The following is a 25,732-nucleotide window of genomic DNA, read 5'->3' as shown; positions in this document are numbered from 1 at the left end:
ATAATGTAAATAAATGGGACTAATTACATTCGATGGAAAACCAATTGAAAAATTGATTGAAGTCATAAGCCAAGGAATCGGAACTTTGTACAGACCTAGAGCAATAAAAAAAGAAGCAGACGCAGAAGCATATAAAATTCAAGTTTTAGAAAAAGCTAAAACAATTGCGAATGCAGAAAGCAAATTAATTGAATTTGATACTTTCAGTACAATAGAACAAAAAATTCTATTTCAAGAGCAAAGAAAACAAAATAACATAGAAAACATTATTGAAGTTGCCATTGAACAAATCACTCAAGAACCAAATGTAAACTCTGAGAATGTCGATTCTGATTGGACAACAAGATTTTTTAAAATTGCAGAAGATATTTCAAATGATGAAATGCAAAAGCTTTGGGGAAGAATACTTTCTGGAGAAGTAAAACAACCTGGTTCTTTTTCATTAAGAACTCTAGATCTATTAAAAAATTTAAATAAACAAGAGGCTGAAATTTTTACAAAATTTGCTCAATTAAATGTAAAGCATGCTTCAGGGCATTTTATTCCTTTTCTTCATCATGAATCCTTTCAAAAAAAATTTAATATTCCTTATACTGAAATCTTGCTTATGATCGAATTAGGCTTGATTTCAGGTGGAACTACTTTAGGCTTAAATTTTCCTGCTTTAAAAGAACCTTTCAAATTACTATATGAAATTGGAGAAACCGGTATCTATGTAACAACAAGTGCTCATAATGAAGCTCATAGTGTGCCAATATTAACACTCACAAAAATTGGATTAGAGTTGTCAACACTAATTCCAATTGAATACAATGTTGAACATATAAAGTATACTTGTAAAGCATTATCTACTTCTTATACGCATATAATAGTCGGAAAAATAGTGACAGTAAATGGTAAAAAAAGTTTGAAAGATGTATTTGAATATAAACCCTAATTAAAATAAAAATACCCAATTGTTCGGATTTGTCTTCCCACAATTAAAAAAACTATCATCTAAAAATGTTTCCATTTTTAAAATTTTGGTGTAAATTTACACCATTATAAAAACTCGTATTATTATGCCAAGACAAAGTATATCATTAACTGCTCCTAATGACGAATGGTTGAAAAATCAGGTTAATACAGATGAGTTTAGTAGCAAAAGCGAAGCTATTAACTATCTGATTAAACAAGCACGCTCACAAGAAGAATACTATGAATTTGTGAGAGCTAAAATAGATAAGGGAGAAAAAAGCGGTTTTGCAAAAAAACAAACCAGAGAAGAAATGTTAGCCGAATTTAAAAAAGATTTGCCTAATGTATAGCTATTATTTAAGTAGCGAAGCCAAAGAAGATTTAAGAAGAATTTATTATTATGGTATTACTAAGTTTGGTATCAATCAAGCGGACAGCTATTTTAATATGTTTTATGATTGTTTTGAAAAAATAGAGAGAAATCCTTTTTTATTTCCATCTGCTGACCACATTAAATTAGGATATCGCTATTGTGTTTGTGGTGTTGATACGATTTACTACCAAATTAAAGGAGATAACCGGGTAGAGATTATTACTATCATCGGAAGGCAAGACTTTTAAAGTCGTTCAATTTATCTGTTATATGTTTATTATAGAAATTTAATCTGATTTCTTTAAATATTGTACAAATCCGAACGATCGTAGTTCACCCTCAACAAATCAAAAACAACCGATATTCCTCTGCATTTTCTATAAAATACAAGCTAAAACTTGTTGTATAGAATAAAATCTATTCCCACTCAGTTTTCGTATATATAAGAAAAAGCTGTTGTCATGGAAACATTACCAATCTTTCTTATGAAAATTCTGCAGATGCTTGCCGACAGATACGGCATGAGTTGCACTTTAGAAGAACTGACAAGTCTGTTAACTCCTGTTTTTAATAGTTACGCACCAGTGAGAGACAGTATATCTGATGAAAAGAAAAAACAAGCGAGAGTACTAGATGCTTTACTACTTTTGAATAAAGAGGGATATATCTTTTTAAGTTCAAGGTCTGATGAAAGTACAATAAGTATCAAAGGTCTGATTTTAGTAAATAACAGGGTTATTTGCAATTAGGGTAACATCATCTCAAGAAATCCCATTAACAAATCAACAACAACCGATATTCGCCTTCATTTTCTATTGGAGCCCGATGAATACAAGGCAATACTTGTTGTTTTGGATGATCTACGGCCAGACGCCAAAGATTTCCTAAACCTAAATTAACTGGTTCTGCATCGGGATGCAGCTGATAATGCAAATTAAAATAATTCTCCTCCAAAAAGTTTTCAAAACCTTCAGATGGTCCGTCATAGAGTTCTTTTAGCTTTTCCCGAATTTCCGGAATCAGGATTTTTTGTTCTGCCTCCGAATTAGCAACAATATCACTTGCGGCTCCGTGATAGGTACATAAAAAAGTATCTGTTGCAATGGGCGAACGATCAACATGAAACGAATACACATCTGTCGAAATGAAATCAAATTCGTCGTCACGTTCATAACATTTCAGTAAATTCAGGGCCGGCGAAGCGCCAAAATCAGTTAATAATTGTAAATCATTTAAGATTATTTCCCTCGCTCTACTCCCCTTTTCTGATAGTTGGAGCGCGATTAGATCTTCGGGATGAACTTCTGTAATATTTTCTTTTAAGCGTAATTGGGTTACTATCTCATTAAAATCGCCATCCAGATTTCTGTACCAGCAAAGTGCATTCATTTCTCCGTTGAAATCGGTATTTACAAGCTCAGAGAAAGTAGAAACTGTTGCTATTTGGCTGTTGTTAGAAAATATATTGTTCATAGTTTAATAGTAAGAAGCTGGTTATTTCGGGCATTACAAAATTATGTAATAGTAATTAGTTGTGGGGTTTTTATCGCTATAAACTTTGGGGTTTACCGAATTCGACATAAAATGATTTTGAAATTGTTCAATAAGAGCCACAAAATAAAAAATCCCACTTCTTACGAAATGGGATTTTTCAATACTTTTAGTAACAATTGCAATCTATTGTTTAGATAATTCAGCTTCGGTATGCAGTGCACAAACCCAATTGTTATTTTCCTTTATCCAGGTCGAAGTGCAGGCACATTTCATAGGCGCTTTTTGATTATCTACAATTCCTAATTCTATCGAATATGCTATTACGGCATTATTTTCGGCAAGCAATTGCGTTTCTATATCAGAAATATTCAAGACCTTTATTTTATCGCCATCTCCAGATTCAAACATCTTTTTAAAGGTGGCTTCATCTATACTTTGTACGCCGTTTTTGCCGGCAATTATGCAAGGAAACCGGGTAAGATTTTTTACCGTTTCATAGTCGTGATTTTCCATTCCCTGCCAATATTTTTTTTCCAGTTCAATAATTTGCGTTTCCATAATCATCTTTATTAGTTAAACAGTTATACTAATTTCAAACTAATTTTAAATTATACGTTCATTTTTAACATATATTTAATTGATAATGAGAATACTAAAGAAATAATTCGGCAAAATTATTTTACGAATATAATTAAAGCAAATCGCTTCAAATTATTGAATATAAAGACTTCAAAATAAATATTAATAACTTGATAATCAATGTTTCATGATTCTGTTTTTTAAATCTAATCAAAATCGTAGTAAAATATTTCTTATATTAGCTTAAGTACTAATAATCAAAACACTAAAACTCTATTAAGGAAATTTCTTTGTACAAACGAAATAAAAAACTTAAAAGATTAATTTAAATAATTTAATATTATGAAAAAGCTACAGTTTAAAATAAACATTAACGCTCCTGCGACCAGGATATATGATATTATGCTGGGCATTAGCGATAAATCAACTTATGAGCAATGGACAGCTTTGTTTAACCCTACATCCAGCTATGAAGGAAGTTGGGAAAAAGGAAGTAAAATTCGATTTCTTGGAGTAGATGATAAAGGAGAAAAAGGCGGCATGGTTTCGAGGATTGCAGTAAACGTTCCAAATCAATTTGTTTCGATTCAGCATTATGGTATTTTAAAAGGTGACAAGGAAATTACAGAAGGACCGGAAGTCGAAAAATGAGCAAACGGATTTGAAAATTATACGTTTGAAGAAAACAACAATTCTACAAATGTTATAGTCGACCTCGATACTACAGAAGAATTTGTAGATTATATGAACCAAACCTACCCAAAAGCACTGGACAAATTGAAGGAACTTTGCGAAAAATAACATTTCCAGAATATCTTAAAAGAAAAAACATTGCAAGAAATGGTTTGAAACCTTTCTATATTTTAATTAAAAACTCTAAATCAATGATTTAGAGTTTTTTTATAACCATTTTCATTGTAACAGACATTGCATTATAAAAACTGATTAATACTTCGGCACAAGCTAATTATACTGGATTACTCCATTTCTTAATTATTTAAATACTGCATATTTTTTAATGTATTTTTCTAATAATTTCATTTTTAAAGTCTGAAAAATATATAGATAATATAAAAGCGGGATTTTTTTGTACCCAAAAACGTACTTTTTTTATCTCCATGCAAATTGTTATTAATCAACTTTGCAATATCAATTAATTATTGTGTAAACCATTCTTTATCAGCACACAATAATATAATTACTATCTATTATTTACTAACCTTTAATTATTATCAAAATGAAAAAAACCTTAAAATTAACAACGTTGCTGTTTATTACAGCATTAATGTTTGCTTCTTGCGAAAAAGAACAAGATTTAAATGTGGAACAAGCCGTTAACAAAGAAGCCTCACAAGGCGACGTAAAAGACGTTCAGCAGAATACCAACAAAGACGCCGTTGCCGCTGTTGCCGCTGCAGGTGGTGGTGCCGGAGCCAGAACGATTACCTTAAAACCCAATACATTAACGTGTCCGGGTGGTTTGTGTACCTCGTTTGGCGTTTGGTCAGAAGGCGTTTATACAGTTTGGTTCCAGATGAAATTTAATTCTGGATTCTATTGGAGCCGAGGCGGTAAATGCGGATACGGAATCTTAATTGGTGATCAGAATACCGGTGGCGATCCGGGATGGGATGGTAATGGCGGTAGTGCCCGATTTATGTGGTATTGCCCAAATGGATCAAACACTGCCAAAGGAAGCGGAGCTTATCTTCAGCCGTATGTATATTACAAAGATCAGCCGGGACAATATGGTAATGATTTTGGGAAAAAATATTACATACAAGAAGGTGTAACGTATAATTGCCAGATCTCTGTTAAGTTAAATACCGGTTCAAATACTAACGGGTATGTAAAATATTATGTAAATGGAACCGAGATATTGAATCAGACAATTCGTTGGGTAACAAACGATTCTAAACGAAATGTCAATGCAGTGAGTCTTCATACTTTCCGTGGCGGTAGTCAGGATTACTGGGTAGCTCCTGTATCAAGTTCTATCTATTACGCCAGTGCATCCTGGGATGCCCAATAGATAATTATGTTTGAATAATAAAGGAAATGTGAGCGATATAAAAGTTTAATGTAATCATTGTGATGAAATTAAATACTTTTAAAATCCCTCACATTTCTTTCTTTATTTCTGATTTTGGCTGAACCAAACTATGTAGGCATCAACTGCTTTTTTAATAAATGCTTTGGTCTCGCCTTCTTTAATCGTTCCGCTTTCATCAAATAACTCATTAATTTTAGACAGATACACTTCAGGCTGCTGCATTACGGGAATATTTAAAAATACCAGACTTTGTCTCAAGTGGTGATTGGCTCCAAAACCTCCTACAACTCCGGGCGAATTACTAAAAATAGCTCCCGGTTTGCCATCCCAAACACTTTTTCCATACGGACGTGAACCCACATCGAGCGCATTTTTAAGTACGGCCGGCACAGATCTGTTGTATTCAGGAGTGATAAAAATAAATCCGTCAAGCTGTTTTACTTCATTTCTAAAGGTTGTGTATGCTTCAGGAACTTCATTATGATCGTCAAAATCCTGATTGTATATAGGCAAGTCATCTAATTTGATGGTTTTAAACTCAAATCCTTCGGGTGCCATAGCCAATAAAGCTTTGCCTATTTTTTTTGAAAATGATTCTTTACGAAGACTTCCTGCGATGATTCCAATTACTTTACTCATAATTATTGTTTTTATATTTAAAAAAAGTATTGTCTTTTAAAACTTGGTTAACTTCTCTAATTTACAAAAAAAATGTGGCGTGAACCTTAATTTCTTTATAAATTAAACCTAAATTACTTACAGGATAATTTTAAATGCATTTGGTATTTATAAATAAATTCGCATCTTTATTAGAAATTAAAAACTAATAATTCTGATGGCAAAAACAAGTTATTGAATAAGTATCCGAAATGATCTATTTGATTTTCCTGAAATTATCATTAAATTTCCGACTAGTATAACCGGTTTATTTTTAATCAAATGAACTTTGAATTAAAATAAGACGCAATCATTAACAAAACTTTAAACGTAAACAAATGAAAAAATTTAGTGTATTAACTTTGGTCGCTGTTACTCTATTTATAACGGCATGCAAAAAGAATGCTGAGGAAACAAAAACTGGCGAAGAACAGCAGGTTGCTGAAAAAAAGGGAGAAGTTTTAGCGGTAAACCTTGAAACATCAAAAGTTGACTGGAAAGCATTTCACAAAGGCGGTTTTGCACCACGTTGGGGAACACTTGCCATTAAATCAGGTGAAGTTTCTGTTGAAGCTAATGAAGTTACGGCAGGTGATTTTGTAATCGATATGAAGTCTATCAAAGTAGATCCGGCCTCGGTTACTGAAAAAGACAAGAAATATTCAGAACTAGAATCGCACTTAAAAGGTGCTGACTTTTTTGATGTGGAAAAAAATCCAACAGCTGATTTTAAAATTACAAGTGTTACCAACTTAGAAACTCCTGCAAAAGATGCGGTCGAAGGTGCAAATAAAACAGTAAGCGGGAATCTTACGCTAAAAGGTAAATCGGTAAATGTTACTTTCCCGGCAAAAATTACTGTAGCTAACGGAACCGCAGCAATTCAGGCTAAATTTACAGTAAATCGTACTGACTGGGATATTAAATTTGGAGCTTCTGAAGCTGATCCTGCAGAATGGATGATCAGTAAAGATATCGAAATTGGTATCAATGTTACGGCAGGAAAATAATACGAAAAACGTATAATTATATTCTTAAAAAAGGCAGTTTAAAAAGTTTAGACTGCCTTTTTTTATTATTTAAATTTCAGACAATCCTTTTAAAAGTCTTTCAAGTCCATCTTTTAAAAGCGCTTTTGGAGTTGCAATATTAATTCGCAGAAATCCTTCTCCCGAAGTTCCATACATCGTTCCGGAATTAATCCAAAGCTTTTGCTCTTCCAGAAGTTCATGAGATAATTCATCTGCTGTTTTTTGTAATGCTTTACAATCCAGCCAAACCAGATACGTTGCTTCTAACCGCGTAATCTTGATTTGTGGTAAATGCAAGGCTACAAAATCGACCAGAAAAATATAATTTTCGTGAAGATATTCTTTTAAAGATTCCAGCCATTCTTCAGATTGTTCATAAGCTGCAATAAGTGCCGTGATGCCAAATATATTGAGTAATTCTATTCCCATTAACTGAAAAGAAGACTGAATCACTTTACGGAATTGATCGTTTTGCGTGAAAAAATAACCAACCTGCAATCCGGCTAAATTAAAGCTTTTGGTGGGAGAACTCAGCGTAACAGAATTGAGGCTGTATTTTTCTCCCAATGACGCAAAAGGAATATGAACATGTCCTTCAAAAACCAAATCAGCATGAATTTCATCAGAAAGGACAATAACATTGTGTTGTAAACAAATATCTCCGATTGCCTGTAATTCTTCTTTCTTCCAAACCCTTCCAACAGGATTATGCGGATTACAAATGATCAGAAGTTTTACTTTTGGATCGGCAGCTTTTTGTTCCAGATCTTCAAAATCAATAGTATATTCTCCATTTTGGTAAAGCAGATTATTCTCAACCTCAATGCGCCCGCTATTTGAAATACTGCTGTAAAAATGATTGTAAACCGGCGATTGTATAATGACTTTATCGCCCGTTTTAGACAGTGATTGTATCGCCGCAGATAATGCCGGAATCACTCCCGAAACCGGTACGATCCATTCTTTTTTAACAGTAAAATGATGTCTTCTTTGCCACCACTTTATTATCGCATCATAAAAAGTTTCGGGAATTGATGTGTAGCCAAAAATACCATGATCGACCCTTTTCTGCAAAGCATTTAAAATTTCTGGTGAAGATTTAAAATCCATATCTGCAATCCACATTGGGAGCACTTCTGCAAATGGAGCTTCATCCCATTTTATCGAACCACTGCCGTTTCGTGGTATTATTTCATCAAAATTATATTTCATAGCAGTTTGGTTTAAAACTTATTTTTTAGCGTAATAGTCGCTCAATTGCGAAATCGTGCTAATCTGCAATTGCTTCGCCTGAGATCTGCGCATCATCAAGGCATACGCATTATTAAATCCGATGGGTTTGAGCCATTGCAATTGATATTGTTTTTGAAATTCCCTTTGCACATAATCATAGGTTTTTCCGGGGTCTTTCGAAACTTCTTTTATTGTTTGTTCAGACGGTTTTAGCAACACTAACAAACCTGTTCCGGTATATTCCGGATAAAAATCGATAGCGTCGTTCATCAACGCATCAAAACATATTTTTGTGCCGCCAAGTCCGGTTTTGGTTTCCACTTTATAATTGGTATTACCTTCAATGAGCATTTTGTACATTTCGGCTAAAACATATTGTTCGCCAAAAATCTTCGAACCAATTCTGATGGTTTCGCCCGTACCTGAATTTGCTTTTTTATATAAACCCCGACTGACCAAAAAATCTTTCGCCACTTTCTCCGGAGTTTGTTTTAAAAGTTCGGTTTTATAATTAAGATCCGTCATAATACTGTCGTTGATTTTACCCGCAAGAAGATTCAGTGTATTTTCAAGTCCCGGAAATTTTTTCAAGGTTTGGGTTTTAATAATCGGAGCGGCATAATACGGCGGAAATATGGTTTTATCATCTTCTAAAACCACCAGATCAAACGCTTTAATTCTTCCATCGGTAGAATAACCGCTGATCAAATCCAGTTTTCCCTGATACGCCGCTTCGTACATAATAGCATCTGAAACCACCAGCGGATTCAATTTTAATCCATACACAGATCGAAGTCCCAAATCACCATCCTGACGTCCCATAAATTCTGGTGTAAATCCTGCAATTATCTTGCGTTCAGTTTTAGAAGAAAATACAAAATAAAGACCTCCTGTAATTAAAATACAGCAAATAATATAAAGGACTTTTCGAAGTGTTTTTAATGTAGACTTTTGAAGATAACCAATAATCAAATCCAGCAAAACAGCCAGTAAAGCTGCGGGAATTGCACCTGCCAAAATCATATTGGTATTGTTGAGCGAGATTCCTCCAAAAATAAATTCGCCCAATCCGCCCGCCGCTACAAATGAAGCAAGAGTCGCAACGCCCACATTAATTACGGCTGCGGTGCGAATACCGGCAATAATTACAGGCATCGCCAATGGAAATTCAACCTGAAACAAACGCTGGCTTTTGTTCATTCCCAATGCTGTTGCAGCTTCTATAACTGTGGGATCTACTCCTGTAATTCCTGTGTAAGTATTTCGAATAATGGGAAGTAACGCATAAATTAGCAGTGCAATAATGGCAGGCGTGGCGCCAATACCAAAAAGTGGTATCATAAAACCCAAAAGCGCGATACTGGGCACGGTTTGTAATATTCCGGCCGTACCTAAAACCGGAGCCGATAATTTACGTCTTCGCGAAATTAAAATGCCTAACGGAATTCCAACTACAATGGCCAAAAGCAACGATAAAAAAGTAAGTCCCAGATGTTGTGCGATCTGAACCAACAGTTTTTCATGCTGTGACACCATAAATTGCCAGAGGCTTTGATGTTGTATCATACGGTCTGGTGTTTTCTGTAGTGATTAAAGGCTTGCGAAAGATGCTCATAATCATCCTTATAACTATTCTCTGCACTAAAAACCTGAAGCGCATCCCAAATATTCTCATTTTTTGCAAGTTGTTCCTGTGCTTTTGCCGATAATGGTTTTCCAAGAAAAGAAGTTACTGATTTTACAGATGTAATTTTATATTCCAACATTAACCTGTTTCCGGCAAAAAAATCTTTTACGAAAGCATTGGCAGGTTTGTATAATATTTCTGCGGGAGATCCTATCTGAACCAGCTTTCCTTTGTCCATCAAACAAATACGATGTCCGAGTTCAAAGGCTTCGACTACATCGTGCGTTACTAAAATGGTGGTTTTATTTTTGAGTTCATCCAGATTCTTAAACTCATTATGAATCGCCGATTTGGTAATTGTATCCAAAGCGCCAAAGGGTTCATCCATTAAAAGTACCGGAGTATCAGCAATAAGCGCTCTGGCAATACCAATGCGCTGTTGTTGTCCGCCGCTTAATTCATGAGGAAAAAACTGTAGTATATCTGCTGTGAGATGGAGTTTTTCTAAAAGTTCTAATGTTCTTTTCTCTGTTTTTTGTTTATCCCATTTTAAGAGATTAGGAACAATAGCAATATTCTGTCCAACAGTATAATGCGGAAAAAGTCCGGCATGCTGCATCACAAAACCAATTGTTTTACGAAGATCTTCGGGTTTCTGATCCTTGATATTTTTGCCGTCAATAAAGATATTCCCGCTATCGGGCTCAATAAGCCGGTTGATCATTTTGAGTGTGGTTGTTTTACCGCAGCCGCTTGTGCCTAATATGACCAGAATTTCTTTATCGTGAGCCTGAAACGAAATCGAATCTACAGCTTTGTTAGAACCAAAACTTTTGGAAACTTCCTCTATACTAATCATATATAAATTATTTTGCCAGACGAATGCCCATAAACTGCCACTGATGGCGCGGATGAAAAAAGTTTCGGTAAGTAGCACGGCTGTGTCCTTGCGGAGTTGCCACCGAAGCGCCTCGCAAAACCATCTGACTCACCATAAACTTGCCATTATATTCTCCTATTGCGCCCGGTGCTTTTTTAAAACACGGATAAGGCAAATACGCGCTGTCTGTCCATTCCCAGCGTTGTCCCCAGTTTAGATTTGGCGACGCTGTCTCCCACTCTGCCTCTGTTGGCAAACGCATTCCTTTCCAGGAAGCAAATGCCGAAGCTTCGTAAAAATTAACATGGCAAACGGGTTCGTTCAAATCTATTTCTTTTAAACCGCCCAAAGTATAATTCATCCATTTTTGATCAATGTAATGCCAATATAATGGTGATTTTGCAGCATTTTCTTTTACCCATTCCCAGCCTTCAGAATGCCAGTATTTAAAATTGGTATAACCGCTGTCAGCAATAAACTCCAGATATTGGGCATTGGTTACGGGATATTTGGCAATTTCAAAACTGTCCAGATATACTTTATGGCGGCCGAGTTCGTTATCAAAACAAAAATCTTCACCCTCGTATCCAATTTCATAAATACCGGATACTACTTTTGTAAATTCATTGTTCTGAATACTTTTTTGGTCAAAAACAGCATCAGCACTATAAACCGGAAAAAGCGGATTATGTCCTAAAATATATTTGATGTCGCTGTACAATAATTCCTGATGCTGCTGCTCATGATTAAGTCCGAGTTCGAGCAATTCTGTTAGTTCAGTCGAAAGTGAATTGTTTTGCAGAAAAGCTTCCATGTGCTGGTCTACATACGTGCGATAACGATACACATCTGTAACCGAAGGCCGGCTTAAATTACCTCGGTCTGTGCGCACCACTCGGGCGCCCAAACTTTCATAATAGCTGTTAAAAACAAAATCGTACTGGTCATTAAAGACTTTATAATTGGTATAATTTGGTTTCAGGATAAAGGTTTCAAAAAACCAGGTGGTATGTCCCAAATGCCATTTGGGCGGACTAACGTCTACAATGGGCTGTACTACATAATCCTCTATTTCTAAAGGCTTGCAGATATTTTCAGAATGCTGTCTGACTGTATTGTATTTCTCCAGTATATTTTGATTGCCAGTGGTTGAGGCTTTTACTTGCATACTTTTATTTTTAAATGTTAAACGACTAACCAGGCCACATCTGTAAACCACGATTTTGAGTCCATAATATGATTTATGGTTTCAAAACCGGAATCTTTTGCCAGTTCTTCGCTTTCTTCCAGAGAATATTTTTGTGAAAGTTCCATATCGATCAATTCGTCTTTTTCGAAAGTAATACTCTGACCGTCAATGTTTACAACCTGATTTTCTAAACTGATTAAATAGCTTCTGCAGGCACCGCTTACCGGATCGTAATTTTGATAATGTTTGAATTTTTCCAGATTAAAATCAGCATTTAGTTCTCTGTTGATGCGTGTTAGCAAATTCAGATTGAATGCTGCGGTAATTCCTGCCTTGTCGTTATAGGCGTCCAATATAATCTGAGGATTTTTCTTCAGGTCAAATCCCATCAAAACAATATCGCCGGGAGAAAGATAATGGTTTAGGCCTTGACAAAACGAAAGCGCTTCTTCCTTTTCCATATTGCCAATATTGCTTCCCAAAAAAAGAACTACTTTTCTTCTGGAAGATAAGGCAGCTGCTTTTTCGAGCATTTTAAAATATTCTCCTTCCAAAGAAATAATAGTAAGTTCAGGAAGATCGGCCTTGATTTTTTTATCCAAAACAGACAAGATATTGGCGGATATATCAATTGGCATATAATTAAAATCAGCCTTTTGATCTAAAAGATGTTTTAGCAAAAAAGCAGATTTGGTTCCGTCGCCTGCGCCAAGTTCAATCAGATCGAATGGCTCATCGGATTCCAGGATAATATCTGAAAGTTCAGAAGTTTTATTCCGGAAGATATCCATTTCACAATTCGTCAGATAATATTCCGGCATTGCCATAATCTGCTGAAAAAGTGTATCGCCTGTTTTATCGTAAAAATATTTAGAATGCAGTTTCTTCGGATTGCTTTTGAGACCTTCGAGTACATCAAAACGAAACTGCTCCGTTGTATTTTCTTCAGTATTCTTATTATTTTGTGTGGTATTGTAAGATTGTAATATCATAAAATTTATTTTTAGAAATTCATTTAAGACAGAACAACAATTTTGCCTGCCCAGAATTGCTTTTTTATAAAGTATAAAGCAATGATTCCATCAAATTAAAGATACGTTTTATCGTTGGTTTTCTAAATCCTTTTTTGAATATTCTTAACAAATTCCTGAAAATTTTCTTTTAAATTCGAATTTGATCACCCGCAGAAAAAATGACAAAAGTCAAAAAAGCCACCACAATCCTACTCGATTGCAATGACTTTTTTCAGATTGATTTATATTTCTTCTCTGCGAAAAAATAGAATTTAAGGTATTATTTTATCGTTTCTTAATTCAGTAAATAGTTCAAAAAACGAATCTTTTGTATTTTGATACCCTGTAAATCCAAGTTTTCTGCTTTTCCCCATATCTGTCATAACTTCCAGCGGGCGTCCCAAATCAAGATCAGTATGCCAAGCAGATGCTAAAAGACTTAAGTCATTTTCTATCAAATCATTGTCTTTTGCAATTTCTGTCCAGATGGACTGTTTATCATTTAATACCGCTTCGAGTGGTCTAATTGTTCCATTAAATCCTTCGTAATCAAGACCAAACCATTCTGCAATTTTTGGCCACAACCACTTCCAACGGAAAACATCACCATTTGTAATATTAAAAGCCTCATTTTGGACTTCATTTGTTGTTGCTGCCCAAATCATTTGCTCTGCCAAAATTTTAGCATCTGTAACATCAGATATTCCTTCCCATTGTGCCTGAGATCCCGGCCAGACTAATGGCAGTCCTTCCTGCTTGCAAATACTGGCATAAACCGCTAATGTAGTTCCCATATTCATTGCGTTGCCAATAGTTTTGCCTATCAGTGTATGCGGGCGGTGAACATTCCATTTAAAACCATCTCTTTTGGCGGCTTCGTACACTTCATCTTCCTGTGCATAATAAAAATTCGGCAAATCTAATCTGGGCATTTCTTCCCTTAGCGGAGTTTCAGGCAATGTTCCCGTCGTCGCATAGGCATCAAACGGACCTAAATAATGTTTTAAACCTGTTACTAAAGAAACATGCTTAATTGTTTTTTTAACTGATAAAACATCCAGCAGATTTCGAATCAAAGCGCTGTTAATTCTAATGTTTTCCTCTTCGGTATCTTTTCGCATCCAGGTTGTAAAAAAAACATGGGTGGGCGAAATATCTTTTAATGCAGCGGTTAATGATTCTGTATTAAGTAAATCGGCGCCAACCGGAATAAGCCCGTCAATATCATTTTTAGGATTTCTGGAAAGACCGTAGACTTTCCATCCTTTTTTAATAAGTTTCGAAGAAAGATTGCTTCCCGCAATACCCGTTGCTCCCACTACAAGCGCTATATTATTTTCCATACTGTTTTTGTTAGTTTATTTGAGAAACGTTCTTTGAGTTTCTGTACAATACTTTTTTTTACAAAATTACGCGTTGGTATAGCTTGGGAAGATGACTTAAAACAAGAAATTGAATTGATCTAAATCAAGTATTATCGCTAAAAATAAAATTCTTTTTAAGACGGCTGATGGTTTCAGGCGAAAGTCCAAGGTAAGATGCCAAAAGATTTTGCGGCACCCGATTAATCAAATCAGGATAATCCTGAAGAATATATCTGTATTTCTCTTCTGCAGTATGGGTCTGGGAACTTGTGAGTCGTTTTTCTTTTGTAATTAAACTATTTTGAAATAACAATCTAAAATACCTGTCCATTACAGGAACCTGCAACATCAGTTCTTCTAACTCATCATTTGTAATTAACAGAATTTCAGAATCTTCCATCGCATCAATATTGTAAAATGCCATTTCGCCTCTAAAAAAACTGTTCATATCAGAAGTCCACCAGCCTTCCGGTGAAAACTGATTGATGTGCTCATTCCCTTTATCATCAACATTATACGTCTTTAAAAGTCCTTTGCTTACAAATGCCATATATTTACAAATATTACCTTCTACCACAAGAAATTGTTTTTTCTTTAATTTCTTAGGTTTAAAAAAAGCTTTAATTATTTCCTTATTTTCTAAGGTTAAGTTCACTTTTAGTTCCAGGTGTTTGAATAGTATGTCGTATGTCTGAGGCATTATTTTATTAATTTCATAGTGAAACATAACAAATATAGCCTTTTTTAAATTTTATCTTTTCGTGAATTGGCTTAAAAAGCTTCATGTTTTGTATTACATCTAAAATAATTTTGGTGATGAGGTTTTTGGGTCATAAAGCATTGCTGTACACAAACAGTTTTTTCTTTCTTTACTCATTAATATAGGGCAGTTAACACAGCTTTTGCAGTTTTCCCAAAAAAGATCATCACTTGTAAGTTCTGAGAAAGTAACCGGTTCAAAACCAAGTTCATGGTTCATTTTCATTACGGCAAGTCCGGAGGTTAAACTAAAAATACGTGCATCGGGATATTTCTCGCGGCTCAGCTCAAAAATCTTTGTTTTAATTTTTTTTGCAAGTCCGGTATGTCTGAATTCCGGAGCGACAATTAATCCTGAATTAGAAACAAATTTTCCATTTTCCCAGGCAGAAATAAAGGAAAAACCTGCCCATCTTCCATCAGATGCAAAAGCGATAACAGCTTCTCCTTTTTTCATTTTTGTTTCAAGTATTTCCGGAGAACGACCAGAAATACCGGTTCCGCGAGCAATAGCAGATGCCAGTGTCACTTCACAGATTTGTTTGATCCAGAAAGTATGGGCAGATCTGGCTTTTTCGATAGTAAATTCAACCGGCTCTACAACATCTTCGACAGTTGAAAAATTTAATTTATTAGAAAATGCGCGTGGAAATAAAGCTTTTTTCGATAAATTTATTTTAGGATCTATAATAGGGTTTATAATTTTCATAACGTTATGTAATTCAGTTAGATGATGTTTTTACACTATTTGAGAAATTAGCAAAACAGTAATAAAGAAAACGATAACAAACACCATTAAATTGATGATCATATCTTTATTCTGAGTTGATTTATTTGTTACATATTGCTTCGTAATTTCATTGCTTCTGGTCTTATTTGCTTTCATATTTTTTTATTGTTATTACCGCTTACTTTTATTTTGCGGTGTAAAAAACAAACGATATGCCAAAGAAATCAAAGAAAACTAAAGTATTGATTAACAATAAATTGAAAAACAAAGCTGTAATTTCACTATTAAAACACTATCAAAATGATAAGATCATACATCCAAAATGATAGGCATAAAAAAATCCCTTCCATTACGAAAAGAGATTTTTATATAATTAATGAAATGTCTTAGAAATTTTAAATAATTACAAGAATTTGAATTAACGAAAAATACGGCTCCTTATTCAGAATACCGTATTTAACAAACTAATTCAATTTAAAAAAAGTCTACAAACTTGCTTTTACCTCACCACAAGTGAGCATGTTTTTTGGATAATAAGGATTTTTGATTTCCTTACTGTCACTTAACCAAGAGGCACTTGTCATTGGACAAACCTGAAGGTGTAATGTTGTATCAGCAGCTTTAAATTTTGGTGCGAGATCCCAAAATTTAGCCGAAAGTGATTTGAAAATTTCACGCTGCTTATTGATGTTTTTCGTTGCTTCAATTTGTGATGCAAGCGCTATAATTTCTTTTCTTGCCTGCATAGATTCGTTCATTTGCTGAAGATTCAGTTTTTTAAATCTGAAGTTCTTTAAAGAATTCTGCAATAACCCCGCATTTTTAACAACAGAAAGACTATCAGAAATCAGTAGATTATTTTTTAAAGCCAAATAATGAGTTGTGATTTCCTTTTTTTGTGCTTCCCGTTTTGCTACTAATTCCGGAGTTACTTCTTCTTTTGAGGTTAACTGGGCATTTGCCAAAGTGCTGAAGCAAATCAACGCTATAACTAATAAATTTTTCATATCGTGGTTTTGTTTATTTTAGTGATAATTTTATCAATTTCAATTAAAATTCCTTCGTAATGTTCTTTGTTTAAGCCTGTTGTTGCACTCATTAATTTTGTAACATCTGTTCTTAATTTTAAAAGATGCTGTTTGGCATACAATCTTACATCACTGCGTTGTGCGGCGTTTAGTGCTCTACCCGGTTCTACTTCTTTAGGCAATAAAATCATGCTTAGTTTTTCGATATAACTGCGCTGCAAACCTCTTCTGTAATAATCCTGTTTTTCGTTTCCGCTAAAGTTTATCCAAACCGTTTGCTGTAAATCGGTTAAAAATTCAGGAACCGTATAAGCGCCTTCAGACTGCATCGCTTTCAGGCTGATATTGTACAGCATTCCGGAACTTAACAGCATATTTAAAACCTGATTTTGCTGATCTGCTATTTGGTCTTCTGTTTTTAAACCAATGAGCTGATCGATTTCTTTTGGATACATCCAAAGAGGCGCAACAAACAATTGTCTGCCGAGATAATCAATGGCTGCTTTTACTTTTGCTTTAGGAACAGGCTGATATACAACACCTTTTTCATCAACCGTTCTTTTGGTTACATAATTGTTTCCAATATATTTCAGCACATGATATAAGTACAAACCGTATTGTCTTACAACGGCTTTATGCATATCTGATAAATTATCATAACCGTCATTTGGCTCGTAAGTCCACTGGATAAGATTTGGAACTACACGTTTTAAATTTTTAATTCCGTAATCGCTGGCCAGAACGGCGTCATCACCAAGATCTTCTGTCTGACTGCGCGGATCTTCGTCTTTTCCTTCTCCGCCAAACCATAATTTCGGATTAGCAGTTAAACTATCTGTAGTCATTTTGCCGAGTATTTTTTCTTCTTCAAACTCATCTACAGCTTTTGAAAAATAACCGTAACCCCATTTAACAGCCCATTTATCATAGATTCCAATACGTGGATAAATTCCTTCCGGGCTAATATTATCTTCCGGCTGCGCCACATAATTAAGGCGAGCGTAATCCATTATAGAAACGGTGTGACCATTTGCTTCTACCCATTTTTTATCTCTCAGTTTTTCTACCGGAGTGACACTGCTGGCGCCCATATTGTGACGTAAACCAATCGTATGCCCTATTTCGTGCGAAGAAACAAAACGAATTAATTGTCCCATCAATTCATCATCCAGATGCATTTTTCTGGCTCTTGGATCTAAAGGTCCGGCCTGAATCATGTACCATCTTTGTACCAATTTCATCACATTATGATACCAGCCCACATGACTTTCGATGATTTCACCGCTTCTTGGGTCGCTCACTCTTGGTCCGTACGCATTTGGTGTTTCTGAGGCATAATAACGTACTACGGAATATCTTGCATCTTCGAGACTCATGGTTTTATCATCTTCCGGCCATTCTTTTCCCACGATCGCATTTTTAAAACCAGCTGCTTCAAATGCTTTTTGCCAGTCGTTGATTCCTGCAATTAAATACGGTCTCCATTTTTTTGGTGTTGCCGGATCGATGTAATAAACGATTTGTTTTTTGGGTTCAACCAATTCGCCGTTCAGGTATTTTTTAATTTCTTTGTCTTTTGGTTCCAGGCGGTATCGCTGAATAATATATTTTGTTTGAGCACGCTGTTCATCATCATCAAACAAAACATATTTATTCGCAAAAAAACCTACTCTTTCGTCTGCAAAACGTTTGCGCATTGGTGTTTTTGGCAACAATACAATGGAAGTATTTAATCGTAATGTTACGCTTCCGCTGCTTGCTGTTGAACTTGTGTATGTCTTTGTCGTTTTTATTTCAATGTTAATCGGATAAGAATCTATGGTTTCTATGAAAGATTTATCATCCGCCAGAGATGTCAGCTTTTTTTCTGTTTTCTCTTTATTTTCGATAGAAAACATTGCATTGTCTTTCTTGAAAACATCCGTTACCTCAATCACCACATTACCCGTTTTTGGATTGGTTGTTTTTATTGGAAATGCAGCCACAATTGGATTTTCGTTACTTCCGGCTAATGCTTTTGCCAGCATTGAATCCGGATTTCGAACATCTTGTTTGTATTGCAATGACCTTAAAAAAACGGTATTGTTTGCTCCTTTTTCAAAATAAATCGTTTGCTCGTTGGCTTTTTCTCCGCCAAAACTTCCCATTCCTTCAGGAGTAGAAAGATATCGCGTTACGACCAGCATATATCTGTTAAATAAACTGTCGGGAATTTGAAAATAATATTTGGCATCTACCTGATTCACCGCAAAAAGACCTGATTTCTCTTTTGATCCTTCTTTGATGATTTTGTCGTAAGGCTGTAAACCTTTCGGCTGAGTGCTGGTGCTGTCTGCTTTTTTTTCTGAAGTCTGAGCAAAACCATGCTGGCCGAAAACCAGCATGATTGTTAATATAAATAATTTTTTCATTAGAATTAAAATGGAACTTTTTCGTCTGTGTTTAAAGTAAGTTTTGGATTCTTTTGCAGAACAGATAAAGGAAAAGGGATAATATACAATTTCGAATTAGGCTGCAAAGTATACGTTTTCTGCGGAACCGTTTTGTTCACAAGCGGAAATACTCTTGTAACTGTTTTTGCATAGTCTGTTTCGTTGTTTAATCGCTTAAGATCAAAAAGACGATTAAAACCAAATAGTAATTCTTTTCTGCGTTCGTTTATAACAAGTTCCATGGTTTCTTTTCTGGTAGTTGGAACCGTTAAATTGACAGTACCCGATAAAATACGTTTGGCTCTTAATGTATTTAAAACATCAACAGCTTCAGTAAATTTATCTTGTCTGGCATAACATTCAGCCAGCATTAAATAAACCTCAGTGGTTTTCATTCCAACCGTAGGGTAAAAGAATTTTGTATACGCAACTGACCAATAGGCTGTATTTGAACCCTGATCGAGGTTTGTTGTGCTTGTAGTATTAAAAAACAAGTTAAAACGTCCGTCATTCAAACCAAATAAAGTTCTCAACTCCGGGCTTATCACATATTGATACCCAAAAGTCATTTCGTTGTAACCTGTCATATATTGGTAGCTCAATACTTCGACATTATTTGCTGCCGGTACAGAAACTACCGTTGGTCCGCCTTGTGCGCTATATGCTACCAGATCAAATATTTTATTGTTATAGCTTAGTGACTTTTCTGCTGCTGCCTGAGCGCTGGCAATTTCACGTTTAAACAAATGAACTTTGGCTTTAAAAGCATAAGCAAATGCCAATGAAGGATGATAAACATCAACCGGTTTTTCCTGAAGATAAGGCAATGCCTCGTCTATATCTTTCTGAATAAAATCGTAAACTTCTGCCACAGTAGATTTTGATGGCTGTGACTCTAAATCAAATTTATCCATGATGCAAATACCTCCGTCTGTAGCGGCAGTTTGAGGATCATATCCTTTTGCATACGTATTTACTAATAAAAAGTGATCGTAAGCCCTGTTAATTTTAGCTTCGGCTTTTGCTAATTGTTTTACAGCTGCATCTCCTTTACTTTCATCAACTAATGTAATTATGGTATTCCATCTGTTGATGTACGAATAAGCCTGATTGTAAAAACTTGACGTATTTAATAAAGAAACGCGATCTGTTGTTTCATCAAAAGTAAAATTGATAATATCGATGTTGGGCGTTTTTCCTATTACGTTTGCTTCTTTCATCCATTGATCGTCTACCAAATACTGAAAGTTGTTAATTGGATATCCTCTGTTTGGAAGCGATACCAAATCATAAAATTGTGCAGCAGTATCGACAACTAAAGCTCCTTTGGGTGTAACATCTGTGTAGTCTTCGCAAGATGTTACCGTTAACATCAGCAGTGACAGCGTTATAATATATATGTGTTTCATTTTTTTAAAGAGTAAGGTTAAAACCAAATAAATAAGTTACTGGCAATGGTAAATTACGTGTTCCTGAATTAGCCGAATAAACTTCCGGATCAATATGATTTCCGGCAGCACTCCAATACCAAAGATTATTTGCCTGGAAAGTGAATTTTGCCGATGACATTTTTATTCTGTTAGCGAAAGATTTTGGCAAATTATAACCCAATGAAATGTTTCTTAGTTTGATGTAATCGCCATCGACAACATTCACATCAGAATATCTCCATTGACTGCTGATTGTTCCGGCATAGGCATTTTTAAGATTCTCAGCAAAATCGACATACAAACGGGTATTACCATTTTGATTTGTATCGGTATAACGATCTGTAATTCCCGAAAGATTTACTGAATTGGTGCTCATATCAATAGTTTCTTTACGCATTACGTTTCCGCCTGAGAAAACAAATAAGAAATTCAGATCAAATTGTCTAAAAGAAAATCGCTGTGACAACGAGCCGGTATATTTAGGCGTTAAGGTTCCTTTATTGACTAAAGCTGCCGTATTGGTAATTGTTTTTATACTGGTTGTTACCGGATTGCCATTTGCATCAAAAGTCACAGATGGATTTCCGTTTTCATCTAAAACATATGGATATCCATTTACAATTCCGCCGTATTTGTAAGCATATACGCTGTTGTATGCTTCATTTTCTAAAAAGTAATCAATCGGCGAACTAACATAAACTGATGCACTTGATTGCGCTCTGGTCACTTTTTTAACGGTTGTCTTATTGAAAGCCAAAACAACATTAGAACTAACATGAAAATTTCCGTTATTATACCAGTCAGAACCAACACTAAATTCAATTCCTCTGTTTAGCAAAGCTCCGGCGTTAATTCTTCGGCTCAATGCACCAACAGTAGGATCTAAATCGGTTGCCGCCAATAAATCAGTACTGTATTTATTATAAATGTCGATGCTACCTCTTAACTTACTTAGAAACAAACTGTAATCGATACCAAAATTGGTTGTTTGCGTTTTTTCCCATCTCAGCATCGGATTTGGCTGATCTGTGATACTTGTATATTGTAACGATTGGTATAAGTTATCGTTTTTTCTTGTAGCAGTTATGTATGGAGTTGTAGACTGATCTATATTTCCGTTGATACCATACGTTGCTCTTAGTTTTAGCGTCGTGACCCATGCAATTTCTTTCATGAAATCTTCGCTACTAATGTTCCATCCTAAACCTGCAGACCACAACGGACGGTTTTTATATTTCGGATCTACTCCAAACAAATCTGCCCTGTCAACTCTGTAACTTCCTGTGACGTTATATTTAGATAAAAACGTGTAACCCAAAGTACTGAATACCGAAAAATAACGGTGTAAAATTTCTTTTTGTGTTCTTGATCCCGCTGCCAAAGTCTGGTTGTTTCCAAACATATAACTCGAAACTCCGGTTTGACTTAATGCAAGACTGTTGATTACAGCAGAGCTAAGTGTAACAGGATCATACCCATATCTTAACTGTTCAACGGTTTTAGGAAGATATGTTTCTCTCATTTCAAAACCGGCAATGGCACTAACATAATGTTTGCCTCCATCAAAATCCTGGTTAAAATCTAACTGGTTTCTAAATGAATAGTTATTTGCCTGACTGCTTATTTGTTTGTATCTGCCTCCTGTTGAAACTCCATCTACATTTGTATACGTGTTTGTAGCGGGATTGTATCCTGTTAAAGCATTAATGGCATAACGCATTTTATACGAGTTAACGTCGTAATATTGTTCGTTATCGTTTCTTTTTGTTTCGTATTGAAATTGTGAACTTGCGCTTAAACCTCCCCAAATTTTAGCTTTTAAGTTGGCAAAAGCTCTTATACTCAAAGAATTTTGGTGTGTAATTCCTTCCTGAAGCGAATTTAAAACATTAAAAGTCATTGGTTTAAAACCACTCAGCGCTGCCATTTTTTCGGCTATAGCCGGATTAATAGCACTGCTGGAAGTAAAACCATCCCTGATGCCTACAAATGACGATAATACACGATTTCCATTGTCATCTGTAATGCGCTCGTATCTTTTTTGAATATCATAATTACCTAATTCAGAATCCGTAACATCGTCATTACTATAAGTTCCGTTTAAACCAATAGTAGCGTTTAACCAGTCTTTAACCTGAAAACTCGTTTTTGCATAAAGATTAAAATTACGGCTCTCGTTATTGATAATACGGCCTTTTGCCTGATCATAATTAAATGATACATAGGTATTTTGCTTAGCGCTACTGCCAGAAAATGCGATATTGTAACGCTGTCTTAATTCGTTTTGCCAAACATTATCCCTATAATCTTTATTGTAGTCGTTTTTTCTCCATTGTGCAATAGTACTGTTGTAATCTGCATTGCTGATTTTTCCTTCTTCTAAATTTCTGTTCAGCTGGTAAAGCGGACTGTAATACTTCGGGTTGCTACTTCCTATATCTCCATAACTGCTAAACATTGTAGCCGTATCTGCAAATTTCGCTCGTTCGTTATTATATACAGCCTGTTCAAAATCAATCATATCGCTTGTAGAAGCATAATTCATATCTCTCAAATTCGGTTTTGTCGAAATGAAGAAATCAGAATTGATGCTTACTTTTAAATTACCGTTTCCTTTTTTAGTGGTTAAAACGATAATTCCGTTTGCCGCTCTTGAACCATAAATAGACGCTGCTGCTGCATCTTTAAGAACGTTTACACTTTCGATATCATAAGGGTTAATCTCGTCAAGAGTCAATTCGGTTGGCAAACCATCAATGACCAAAAGCGGAGAATAACCAACTGAGGTAGAAAAAGTTCCCATTCCTCTTAAAATAGGTTTATCTGCGTCAGAACCGGTTACATTTTTTTGATACATCAAACCGGCCACACGACCTTCAAGAGCTGATAATAAATTAGTATTGATATTTTCGTTTAAAGTTTTTTCGTCAATTTTAGAAATAGAACCTGTAAATCTGCTTCGGGCAATATTCTGATAACCCGTTACGACAATTTCTTTCATTTCAGAAGTTTTTTCTTCAACGATAAGTGTCACGATATTACGTCCGTTAATAGGAAACGTTGTTTTTTCAATTGTTAAACCCGAACATTCAATCGTACCATTATCCGGCACACCATAAAGTGTAAAACTTCCATCAAAATCAGTGATAGCATGTTTGTTTGTGCCCTGAACATAAACATTGATTCCGGGAAAAGGCTCATTTTTTTTGTTTAGGACTTTTCCGCGAACGTCCGTTATTCCGTTTCCCAAATCTTCGCCTCTCAGTGGACTCACCACTATAGTTTGATTGGTAATCGTGTACTTTAGATTTTGATTATTAAAAATTAAATTTAAAGTTTCCTTTAAAGGAGAATTTTTAACATTAATCGTTACCGGACTTGAATTTTTAAGCAAATTCTGACTGTAAAACGCTTCGTAATTGCTTTGTTTGGCAACTTCTTTTAAAACATCTCCAAGCGGAGCATTTTTAAAATTAATGGTAATATTTTGTGCCTGCGCCGTAAAACTGCAAAGTGTAATCAGTGCACTAAATACCCATAAATTAAAAGAGAAATTAGTTTTTGGAATTTTTTTTCCAAGTTTTTTGTAAGGTTTTTTTGGTTGTAAATTAAATTTCATACATTTACATTTGGTTATAGTTAAACAATAGGTGGACAACTTATACTGGCTATAAACTTTTAAAACAAACCGGAAGCATCGCAACTGCTTCTGGTTTTTTAGTTTACAGACCAATATATTCGGCTAAATTTAAAATCAGGGATATACAATAATCGTTTTTCCTTCAACCTTAAATTTTATATCGCTAAGCTCAAGTACTTTTAATACTTCAGACAAATTTTTATTCATAAACGTACCGCCGTTAAATCGTACATCCGAAACATCGCCGCGGTATTCTACCTTAATTCCGTACCAGCGTTCCAATTGTTTCATTACAGTTTTCAAATCGGCATTATCAAATTTAAAACGGCCGTTTTTCCAGGCAATAGCAGTTTCAGTATCCACTTCCCTAATTTTGATTTTAGCAAAGTTGTCTGACACACTCGATTGCTGTCCGGGTTTTAAAATTGATTTTTGATTTTTATAACTAACCGCAACACTTCCTTCTAATAAAGTCGTTTTTAAAACCGGCTCATTATCATAAGCATGTACGTTAAAATGAGTTCCAAGTACCTCAATAGTCTGATTACCGGATTTTACCAGGAAAGGTTTGCTTTTGTCTTTGGCAACTTCAAAATAAGCTTCTCCTTCGAGCTCTACAACTCTTTGATCGTCATTAAACTGAGTTGGATATTTAATAGATGAAACCGTATTTAGGTACACTTTTGTTCCATCTGCCAAAACGATATTATATTGTCCGCCCGTTGGTGTCGAAAGCGTATTAAATGAATTTTTATCCTCTTTTGATGCCGCTGTATTTGGATTGATAACATAGGTGATCACGCCATTTGCGCCCATCTTAATCGTAACTTCTTCTCCTTCTTTGGCAATGGTATCTTTTGCCGAAATATCAGACAGCACAATTTGTTTTCCGTTTGAAAGCGTCAGGATTCCGCGGTTTCCTCCCGGAGCAATTTCGGGTGTTTTTTCAACAACCTGAATAGTCTGAGTCTGCTCGTTTGGTTTTGTAAAATAAAAGATTCCCGTGCCCAATAATAAAGCGATCGAAGCAGCAACAGCAACACGCGGCCAAATACGAATTACTTTTGTTTCGTGCTCAAATGGTAATTTTGCTTTTAGGTATTCAAAACTATCTTCAAGTTCATACTCGTTGAGGTTTAAATTGCTAGTAGAAGCTTTATGCAAATACCACGCATCGAGTTTGTCTTTATCTTCGGCAGATAAAGTACCTTCCTGATATTTTTTAAGCAGCGCTAAGATTTCATTTTCATTCATAAGTACAAT

24 protein-coding genes are annotated in these 25,732 nt (G+C 35.2%); 7 read left to right on the top strand and 17 right to left on the bottom strand.

Features of this window, described 5'->3' with window-relative positions; genetic code table 11:
- The first annotated feature begins 13 nt into the window (after positions 1 to 13).
- From AC3QL1_RS15140 to AC3QL1_RS15125, 4 genes are all read left to right on the top strand, one after another.
- The gene (locus tag AC3QL1_RS15140) at positions 14 to 937 is read left to right on the top strand and encodes a DUF2806 domain-containing protein (protein WP_492492617.1); all 924 of its coding nucleotides are present in this window, start codon (positions 14 to 16) and stop codon (positions 935 to 937) included.
- Between the two features lie 124 nt (positions 938 to 1,061).
- Positions 1,062 to 1,307 carry a ribbon-helix-helix domain-containing protein gene (locus AC3QL1_RS15135; protein ID WP_492492615.1) on the top strand — a complete coding sequence of 82 codons (246 nt, stop codon included), beginning with the start codon at positions 1,062 to 1,064 and terminating at the stop codon, positions 1,305 to 1,307.
- Complete coding sequence (locus AC3QL1_RS15130; RefSeq protein WP_492492613.1) at positions 1,300 to 1,578, top strand: type II toxin-antitoxin system RelE/ParE family toxin; 279 nt, start codon at positions 1,300 to 1,302, stop codon at positions 1,576 to 1,578. Before AC3QL1_RS15135 ends, AC3QL1_RS15130 begins: the two co-directional genes overlap by 8 nt.
- Before the next feature lie 213 nt (positions 1,579 to 1,791).
- The gene (locus tag AC3QL1_RS15125; protein WP_492492611.1) at positions 1,792 to 2,079 is read left to right on the top strand and encodes a hypothetical protein; all 288 of its coding nucleotides are present in this window, start codon (positions 1,792 to 1,794) and stop codon (positions 2,077 to 2,079) included.
- Positions 2,080 to 2,104: 25 nt separating this feature from the next.
- Here AC3QL1_RS15125 and AC3QL1_RS15120 read toward each other — a convergent pair whose 3' ends face one another.
- Both AC3QL1_RS15120 and AC3QL1_RS15115 read right to left on the bottom strand, forming a co-directional pair.
- Positions 2,105 to 2,803, bottom strand: a complete 699-nt coding sequence (locus AC3QL1_RS15120) for a DUF1826 domain-containing protein (protein ID WP_492492609.1) — start codon at positions 2,801 to 2,803, stop codon at positions 2,105 to 2,107.
- A gap of 204 nt (positions 2,804 to 3,007) precedes the next feature.
- Positions 3,008 to 3,382: a nuclear transport factor 2 family protein gene (locus AC3QL1_RS15115; protein ID WP_492492607.1), complete on the bottom strand. Its 375-nt coding sequence runs from the start codon at positions 3,380 to 3,382 to the stop codon at positions 3,008 to 3,010.
- A gap of 363 nt (positions 3,383 to 3,745) precedes the next feature.
- Between AC3QL1_RS15115 and AC3QL1_RS15110 the strand changes: the two genes are divergently transcribed.
- Together AC3QL1_RS15110 and AC3QL1_RS15105 are read left to right on the top strand one after the other, a co-directional pair.
- A complete protein-coding gene (locus tag AC3QL1_RS15110) occupies positions 3,746 to 4,054 on the top strand; it encodes a hypothetical protein (RefSeq protein WP_492492605.1) in 309 nt (102 codons plus the stop codon).
- Positions 4,055 to 4,640: 586 nt separating this feature from the next.
- Complete coding sequence (locus tag AC3QL1_RS15105) at positions 4,641 to 5,435, top strand: polysaccharide lyase (protein ID WP_492492604.1); 795 nt, start codon at positions 4,641 to 4,643, stop codon at positions 5,433 to 5,435.
- A gap of 102 nt (positions 5,436 to 5,537) precedes the next feature.
- On the opposite strand, the gene AC3QL1_RS15100 is transcribed toward AC3QL1_RS15105, so the two are convergent.
- Positions 5,538 to 6,095 carry an NADPH-dependent FMN reductase gene (locus tag AC3QL1_RS15100; RefSeq protein ID WP_492492602.1) on the bottom strand — a complete coding sequence of 186 codons (558 nt, stop codon included), beginning with the start codon at positions 6,093 to 6,095 and terminating at the stop codon, positions 5,538 to 5,540.
- A gap of 356 nt (positions 6,096 to 6,451) precedes the next feature.
- Between AC3QL1_RS15100 and AC3QL1_RS15095 the strand changes: the two genes are divergently transcribed.
- Complete coding sequence (locus tag AC3QL1_RS15095) at positions 6,452 to 7,123, top strand: YceI family protein (protein ID WP_492492600.1); 672 nt, start codon at positions 6,452 to 6,454, stop codon at positions 7,121 to 7,123.
- A gap of 69 nt (positions 7,124 to 7,192) precedes the next feature.
- Here the strand turns inward: AC3QL1_RS15095 and AC3QL1_RS15090 are convergent, their stop codons facing one another.
- From AC3QL1_RS15090 to AC3QL1_RS15025, 14 genes are all read right to left on the bottom strand, one after another.
- Positions 7,193 to 8,356, bottom strand: a complete 1,164-nt coding sequence (locus AC3QL1_RS15090) for a MalY/PatB family protein (RefSeq protein ID WP_492492598.1) — start codon at positions 8,354 to 8,356, stop codon at positions 7,193 to 7,195.
- Between the two features lie 18 nt (positions 8,357 to 8,374).
- A complete protein-coding gene (locus AC3QL1_RS15085; protein ID WP_492492597.1) occupies positions 8,375 to 9,943 on the bottom strand; it encodes an ABC transporter permease/substrate-binding protein in 1,569 nt (522 codons plus the stop codon).
- Positions 9,940 to 10,863, bottom strand: coding sequence for an ABC transporter ATP-binding protein (locus AC3QL1_RS15080; RefSeq protein ID WP_492492596.1), 924 nt, complete (start codon positions 10,861 to 10,863; stop codon positions 9,940 to 9,942). Before AC3QL1_RS15080 ends, AC3QL1_RS15085 begins: the two co-directional genes overlap by 4 nt.
- Before the next feature lie 7 nt (positions 10,864 to 10,870).
- The gene (gene egtB / locus AC3QL1_RS15075) at positions 10,871 to 12,052 is read right to left on the bottom strand and encodes an ergothioneine biosynthesis protein EgtB (protein WP_492492594.1); all 1,182 of its coding nucleotides are present in this window, start codon (positions 12,050 to 12,052) and stop codon (positions 10,871 to 10,873) included.
- A 17-nt stretch (positions 12,053 to 12,069) separates the two neighbouring features.
- Positions 12,070 to 13,065: an L-histidine N(alpha)-methyltransferase gene (gene egtD, locus AC3QL1_RS15070; protein WP_492492592.1), complete on the bottom strand. Its 996-nt coding sequence runs from the start codon at positions 13,063 to 13,065 to the stop codon at positions 12,070 to 12,072.
- Positions 13,066 to 13,358: 293 nt separating this feature from the next.
- On the bottom strand, positions 13,359 to 14,429 hold the full coding sequence (locus tag AC3QL1_RS15065; protein ID WP_492492590.1) for an SDR family oxidoreductase: 1,071 nt from the start codon (positions 14,427 to 14,429) through the stop codon (positions 13,359 to 13,361).
- A gap of 124 nt (positions 14,430 to 14,553) precedes the next feature.
- Positions 14,554 to 15,150: a Crp/Fnr family transcriptional regulator gene (locus AC3QL1_RS15060; RefSeq protein ID WP_492492588.1), complete on the bottom strand. Its 597-nt coding sequence runs from the start codon at positions 15,148 to 15,150 to the stop codon at positions 14,554 to 14,556.
- A 99-nt stretch (positions 15,151 to 15,249) separates the two neighbouring features.
- The gene (locus AC3QL1_RS15055) at positions 15,250 to 15,918 is read right to left on the bottom strand and encodes a GNAT family N-acetyltransferase (RefSeq protein ID WP_492492586.1); all 669 of its coding nucleotides are present in this window, start codon (positions 15,916 to 15,918) and stop codon (positions 15,250 to 15,252) included.
- Positions 15,919 to 15,948: 30 nt separating this feature from the next.
- Positions 15,949 to 16,095 carry a hypothetical protein gene (locus tag AC3QL1_RS15050; RefSeq protein ID WP_492492585.1) on the bottom strand — a complete coding sequence of 49 codons (147 nt, stop codon included), beginning with the start codon at positions 16,093 to 16,095 and terminating at the stop codon, positions 15,949 to 15,951.
- 329 nt (positions 16,096 to 16,424) lie between these two features.
- A complete protein-coding gene (locus tag AC3QL1_RS15045; protein WP_492492583.1) occupies positions 16,425 to 16,946 on the bottom strand; it encodes a DUF3347 domain-containing protein in 522 nt (173 codons plus the stop codon).
- The gene (locus tag AC3QL1_RS15040; RefSeq protein ID WP_492492582.1) at positions 16,943 to 19,378 is read right to left on the bottom strand and encodes a zinc-dependent metalloprotease; all 2,436 of its coding nucleotides are present in this window, start codon (positions 19,376 to 19,378) and stop codon (positions 16,943 to 16,945) included. Before AC3QL1_RS15040 ends, AC3QL1_RS15045 begins: the two co-directional genes overlap by 4 nt.
- 5 nt (positions 19,379 to 19,383) lie before the next feature.
- Positions 19,384 to 20,808, bottom strand: coding sequence for a RagB/SusD family nutrient uptake outer membrane protein (locus AC3QL1_RS15035; protein WP_492492581.1), 1,425 nt, complete (start codon positions 20,806 to 20,808; stop codon positions 19,384 to 19,386).
- Between the two features lie 4 nt (positions 20,809 to 20,812).
- On the bottom strand, positions 20,813 to 24,448 hold the full coding sequence (locus AC3QL1_RS15030) for a SusC/RagA family TonB-linked outer membrane protein (protein ID WP_492492579.1): 3,636 nt from the start codon (positions 24,446 to 24,448) through the stop codon (positions 20,813 to 20,815).
- Between the two features lie 135 nt (positions 24,449 to 24,583).
- Positions 24,584 to 25,723, bottom strand: coding sequence for a FecR family protein (locus AC3QL1_RS15025; protein WP_492492577.1), 1,140 nt, complete (start codon positions 25,721 to 25,723; stop codon positions 24,584 to 24,586).
- Positions 25,724 to 25,732: the final 9 nt, after the last annotated feature.

It is taken from the genome of Flavobacterium sp. GW823-FHT04A11, from assembly GCF_058796535.1.
This window is presented reverse-complemented; position numbering and strand designations above follow the sequence as displayed.

Excerpts from the sequence above, each read along its gene's own strand:
- AC3QL1_RS15080 (WP_492492596.1), bottom strand. The coding sequence starts at position 10,863 with ATGATTAGTATAGAGGAAGTTTCCAAAAGTTTTGGTTCTAACAAAGCT.
- AC3QL1_RS15045 (WP_492492583.1), bottom strand. The coding sequence starts at position 16,946 with ATGAAAAATTTATTAGTTATAGCGTTGATTTGCTTCAGCACTTTGGCA.
- AC3QL1_RS15060 (WP_492492588.1), bottom strand. The coding sequence starts at position 15,150 with ATGCCTCAGACATACGACATACTATTCAAACACCTGGAACTAAAAGTG.
- AC3QL1_RS15100 (WP_492492602.1), bottom strand. The coding sequence starts at position 6,095 with ATGAGTAAAGTAATTGGAATCATCGCAGGAAGTCTTCGTAAAGAATCA.
- AC3QL1_RS15055 (WP_492492586.1), bottom strand. The coding sequence starts at position 15,918 with ATGAAAATTATAAACCCTATTATAGATCCTAAAATAAATTTATCGAAA.
- AC3QL1_RS15040 (WP_492492582.1), bottom strand. The coding sequence starts at position 19,378 with ATGAAAAAATTATTTATATTAACAATCATGCTGGTTTTCGGCCAGCAT.
- AC3QL1_RS15090 (WP_492492598.1), bottom strand. The coding sequence starts at position 8,356 with ATGAAATATAATTTTGATGAAATAATACCACGAAACGGCAGTGGTTCG.
- AC3QL1_RS15120 (WP_492492609.1), bottom strand. The coding sequence starts at position 2,803 with ATGAACAATATATTTTCTAACAACAGCCAAATAGCAACAGTTTCTACT.
- AC3QL1_RS15050 (WP_492492585.1), bottom strand. The coding sequence starts at position 16,095 with ATGAAAGCAAATAAGACCAGAAGCAATGAAATTACGAAGCAATATGTA.
- egtB (WP_492492594.1), bottom strand. The coding sequence starts at position 12,052 with ATGCAAGTAAAAGCCTCAACCACTGGCAATCAAAATATACTGGAGAAA.
- AC3QL1_RS15130 (WP_492492613.1), top strand. The coding sequence starts at position 1,300 with ATGTATAGCTATTATTTAAGTAGCGAAGCCAAAGAAGATTTAAGAAGA.
- AC3QL1_RS15035 (WP_492492581.1), bottom strand. The coding sequence starts at position 20,808 with ATGAAACACATATATATTATAACGCTGTCACTGCTGATGTTAACGGTA.
- AC3QL1_RS15030 (WP_492492579.1), bottom strand. The coding sequence starts at position 24,448 with ATGAAATTTAATTTACAACCAAAAAAACCTTACAAAAAACTTGGAAAA.
- AC3QL1_RS15065 (WP_492492590.1), bottom strand. The coding sequence starts at position 14,429 with ATGGAAAATAATATAGCGCTTGTAGTGGGAGCAACGGGTATTGCGGGA.
- AC3QL1_RS15125 (WP_492492611.1), top strand. The coding sequence starts at position 1,792 with ATGGAAACATTACCAATCTTTCTTATGAAAATTCTGCAGATGCTTGCC.
- AC3QL1_RS15135 (WP_492492615.1), top strand. The coding sequence starts at position 1,062 with ATGCCAAGACAAAGTATATCATTAACTGCTCCTAATGACGAATGGTTG.
- AC3QL1_RS15140 (WP_492492617.1), top strand. The coding sequence starts at position 14 with ATGGGACTAATTACATTCGATGGAAAACCAATTGAAAAATTGATTGAA.
- egtD (WP_492492592.1), bottom strand. The coding sequence starts at position 13,065 with ATGATATTACAATCTTACAATACCACACAAAATAATAAGAATACTGAA.
- AC3QL1_RS15095 (WP_492492600.1), top strand. The coding sequence starts at position 6,452 with ATGAAAAAATTTAGTGTATTAACTTTGGTCGCTGTTACTCTATTTATA.
- AC3QL1_RS15025 (WP_492492577.1), bottom strand. The coding sequence starts at position 25,723 with ATGAATGAAAATGAAATCTTAGCGCTGCTTAAAAAATATCAGGAAGGT.
- AC3QL1_RS15115 (WP_492492607.1), bottom strand. The coding sequence starts at position 3,382 with ATGGAAACGCAAATTATTGAACTGGAAAAAAAATATTGGCAGGGAATG.
- AC3QL1_RS15105 (WP_492492604.1), top strand. The coding sequence starts at position 4,641 with ATGAAAAAAACCTTAAAATTAACAACGTTGCTGTTTATTACAGCATTA.
- AC3QL1_RS15110 (WP_492492605.1), top strand. The coding sequence starts at position 3,746 with ATGAAAAAGCTACAGTTTAAAATAAACATTAACGCTCCTGCGACCAGG.
- AC3QL1_RS15085 (WP_492492597.1), bottom strand. The coding sequence starts at position 9,943 with ATGATACAACATCAAAGCCTCTGGCAATTTATGGTGTCACAGCATGAA.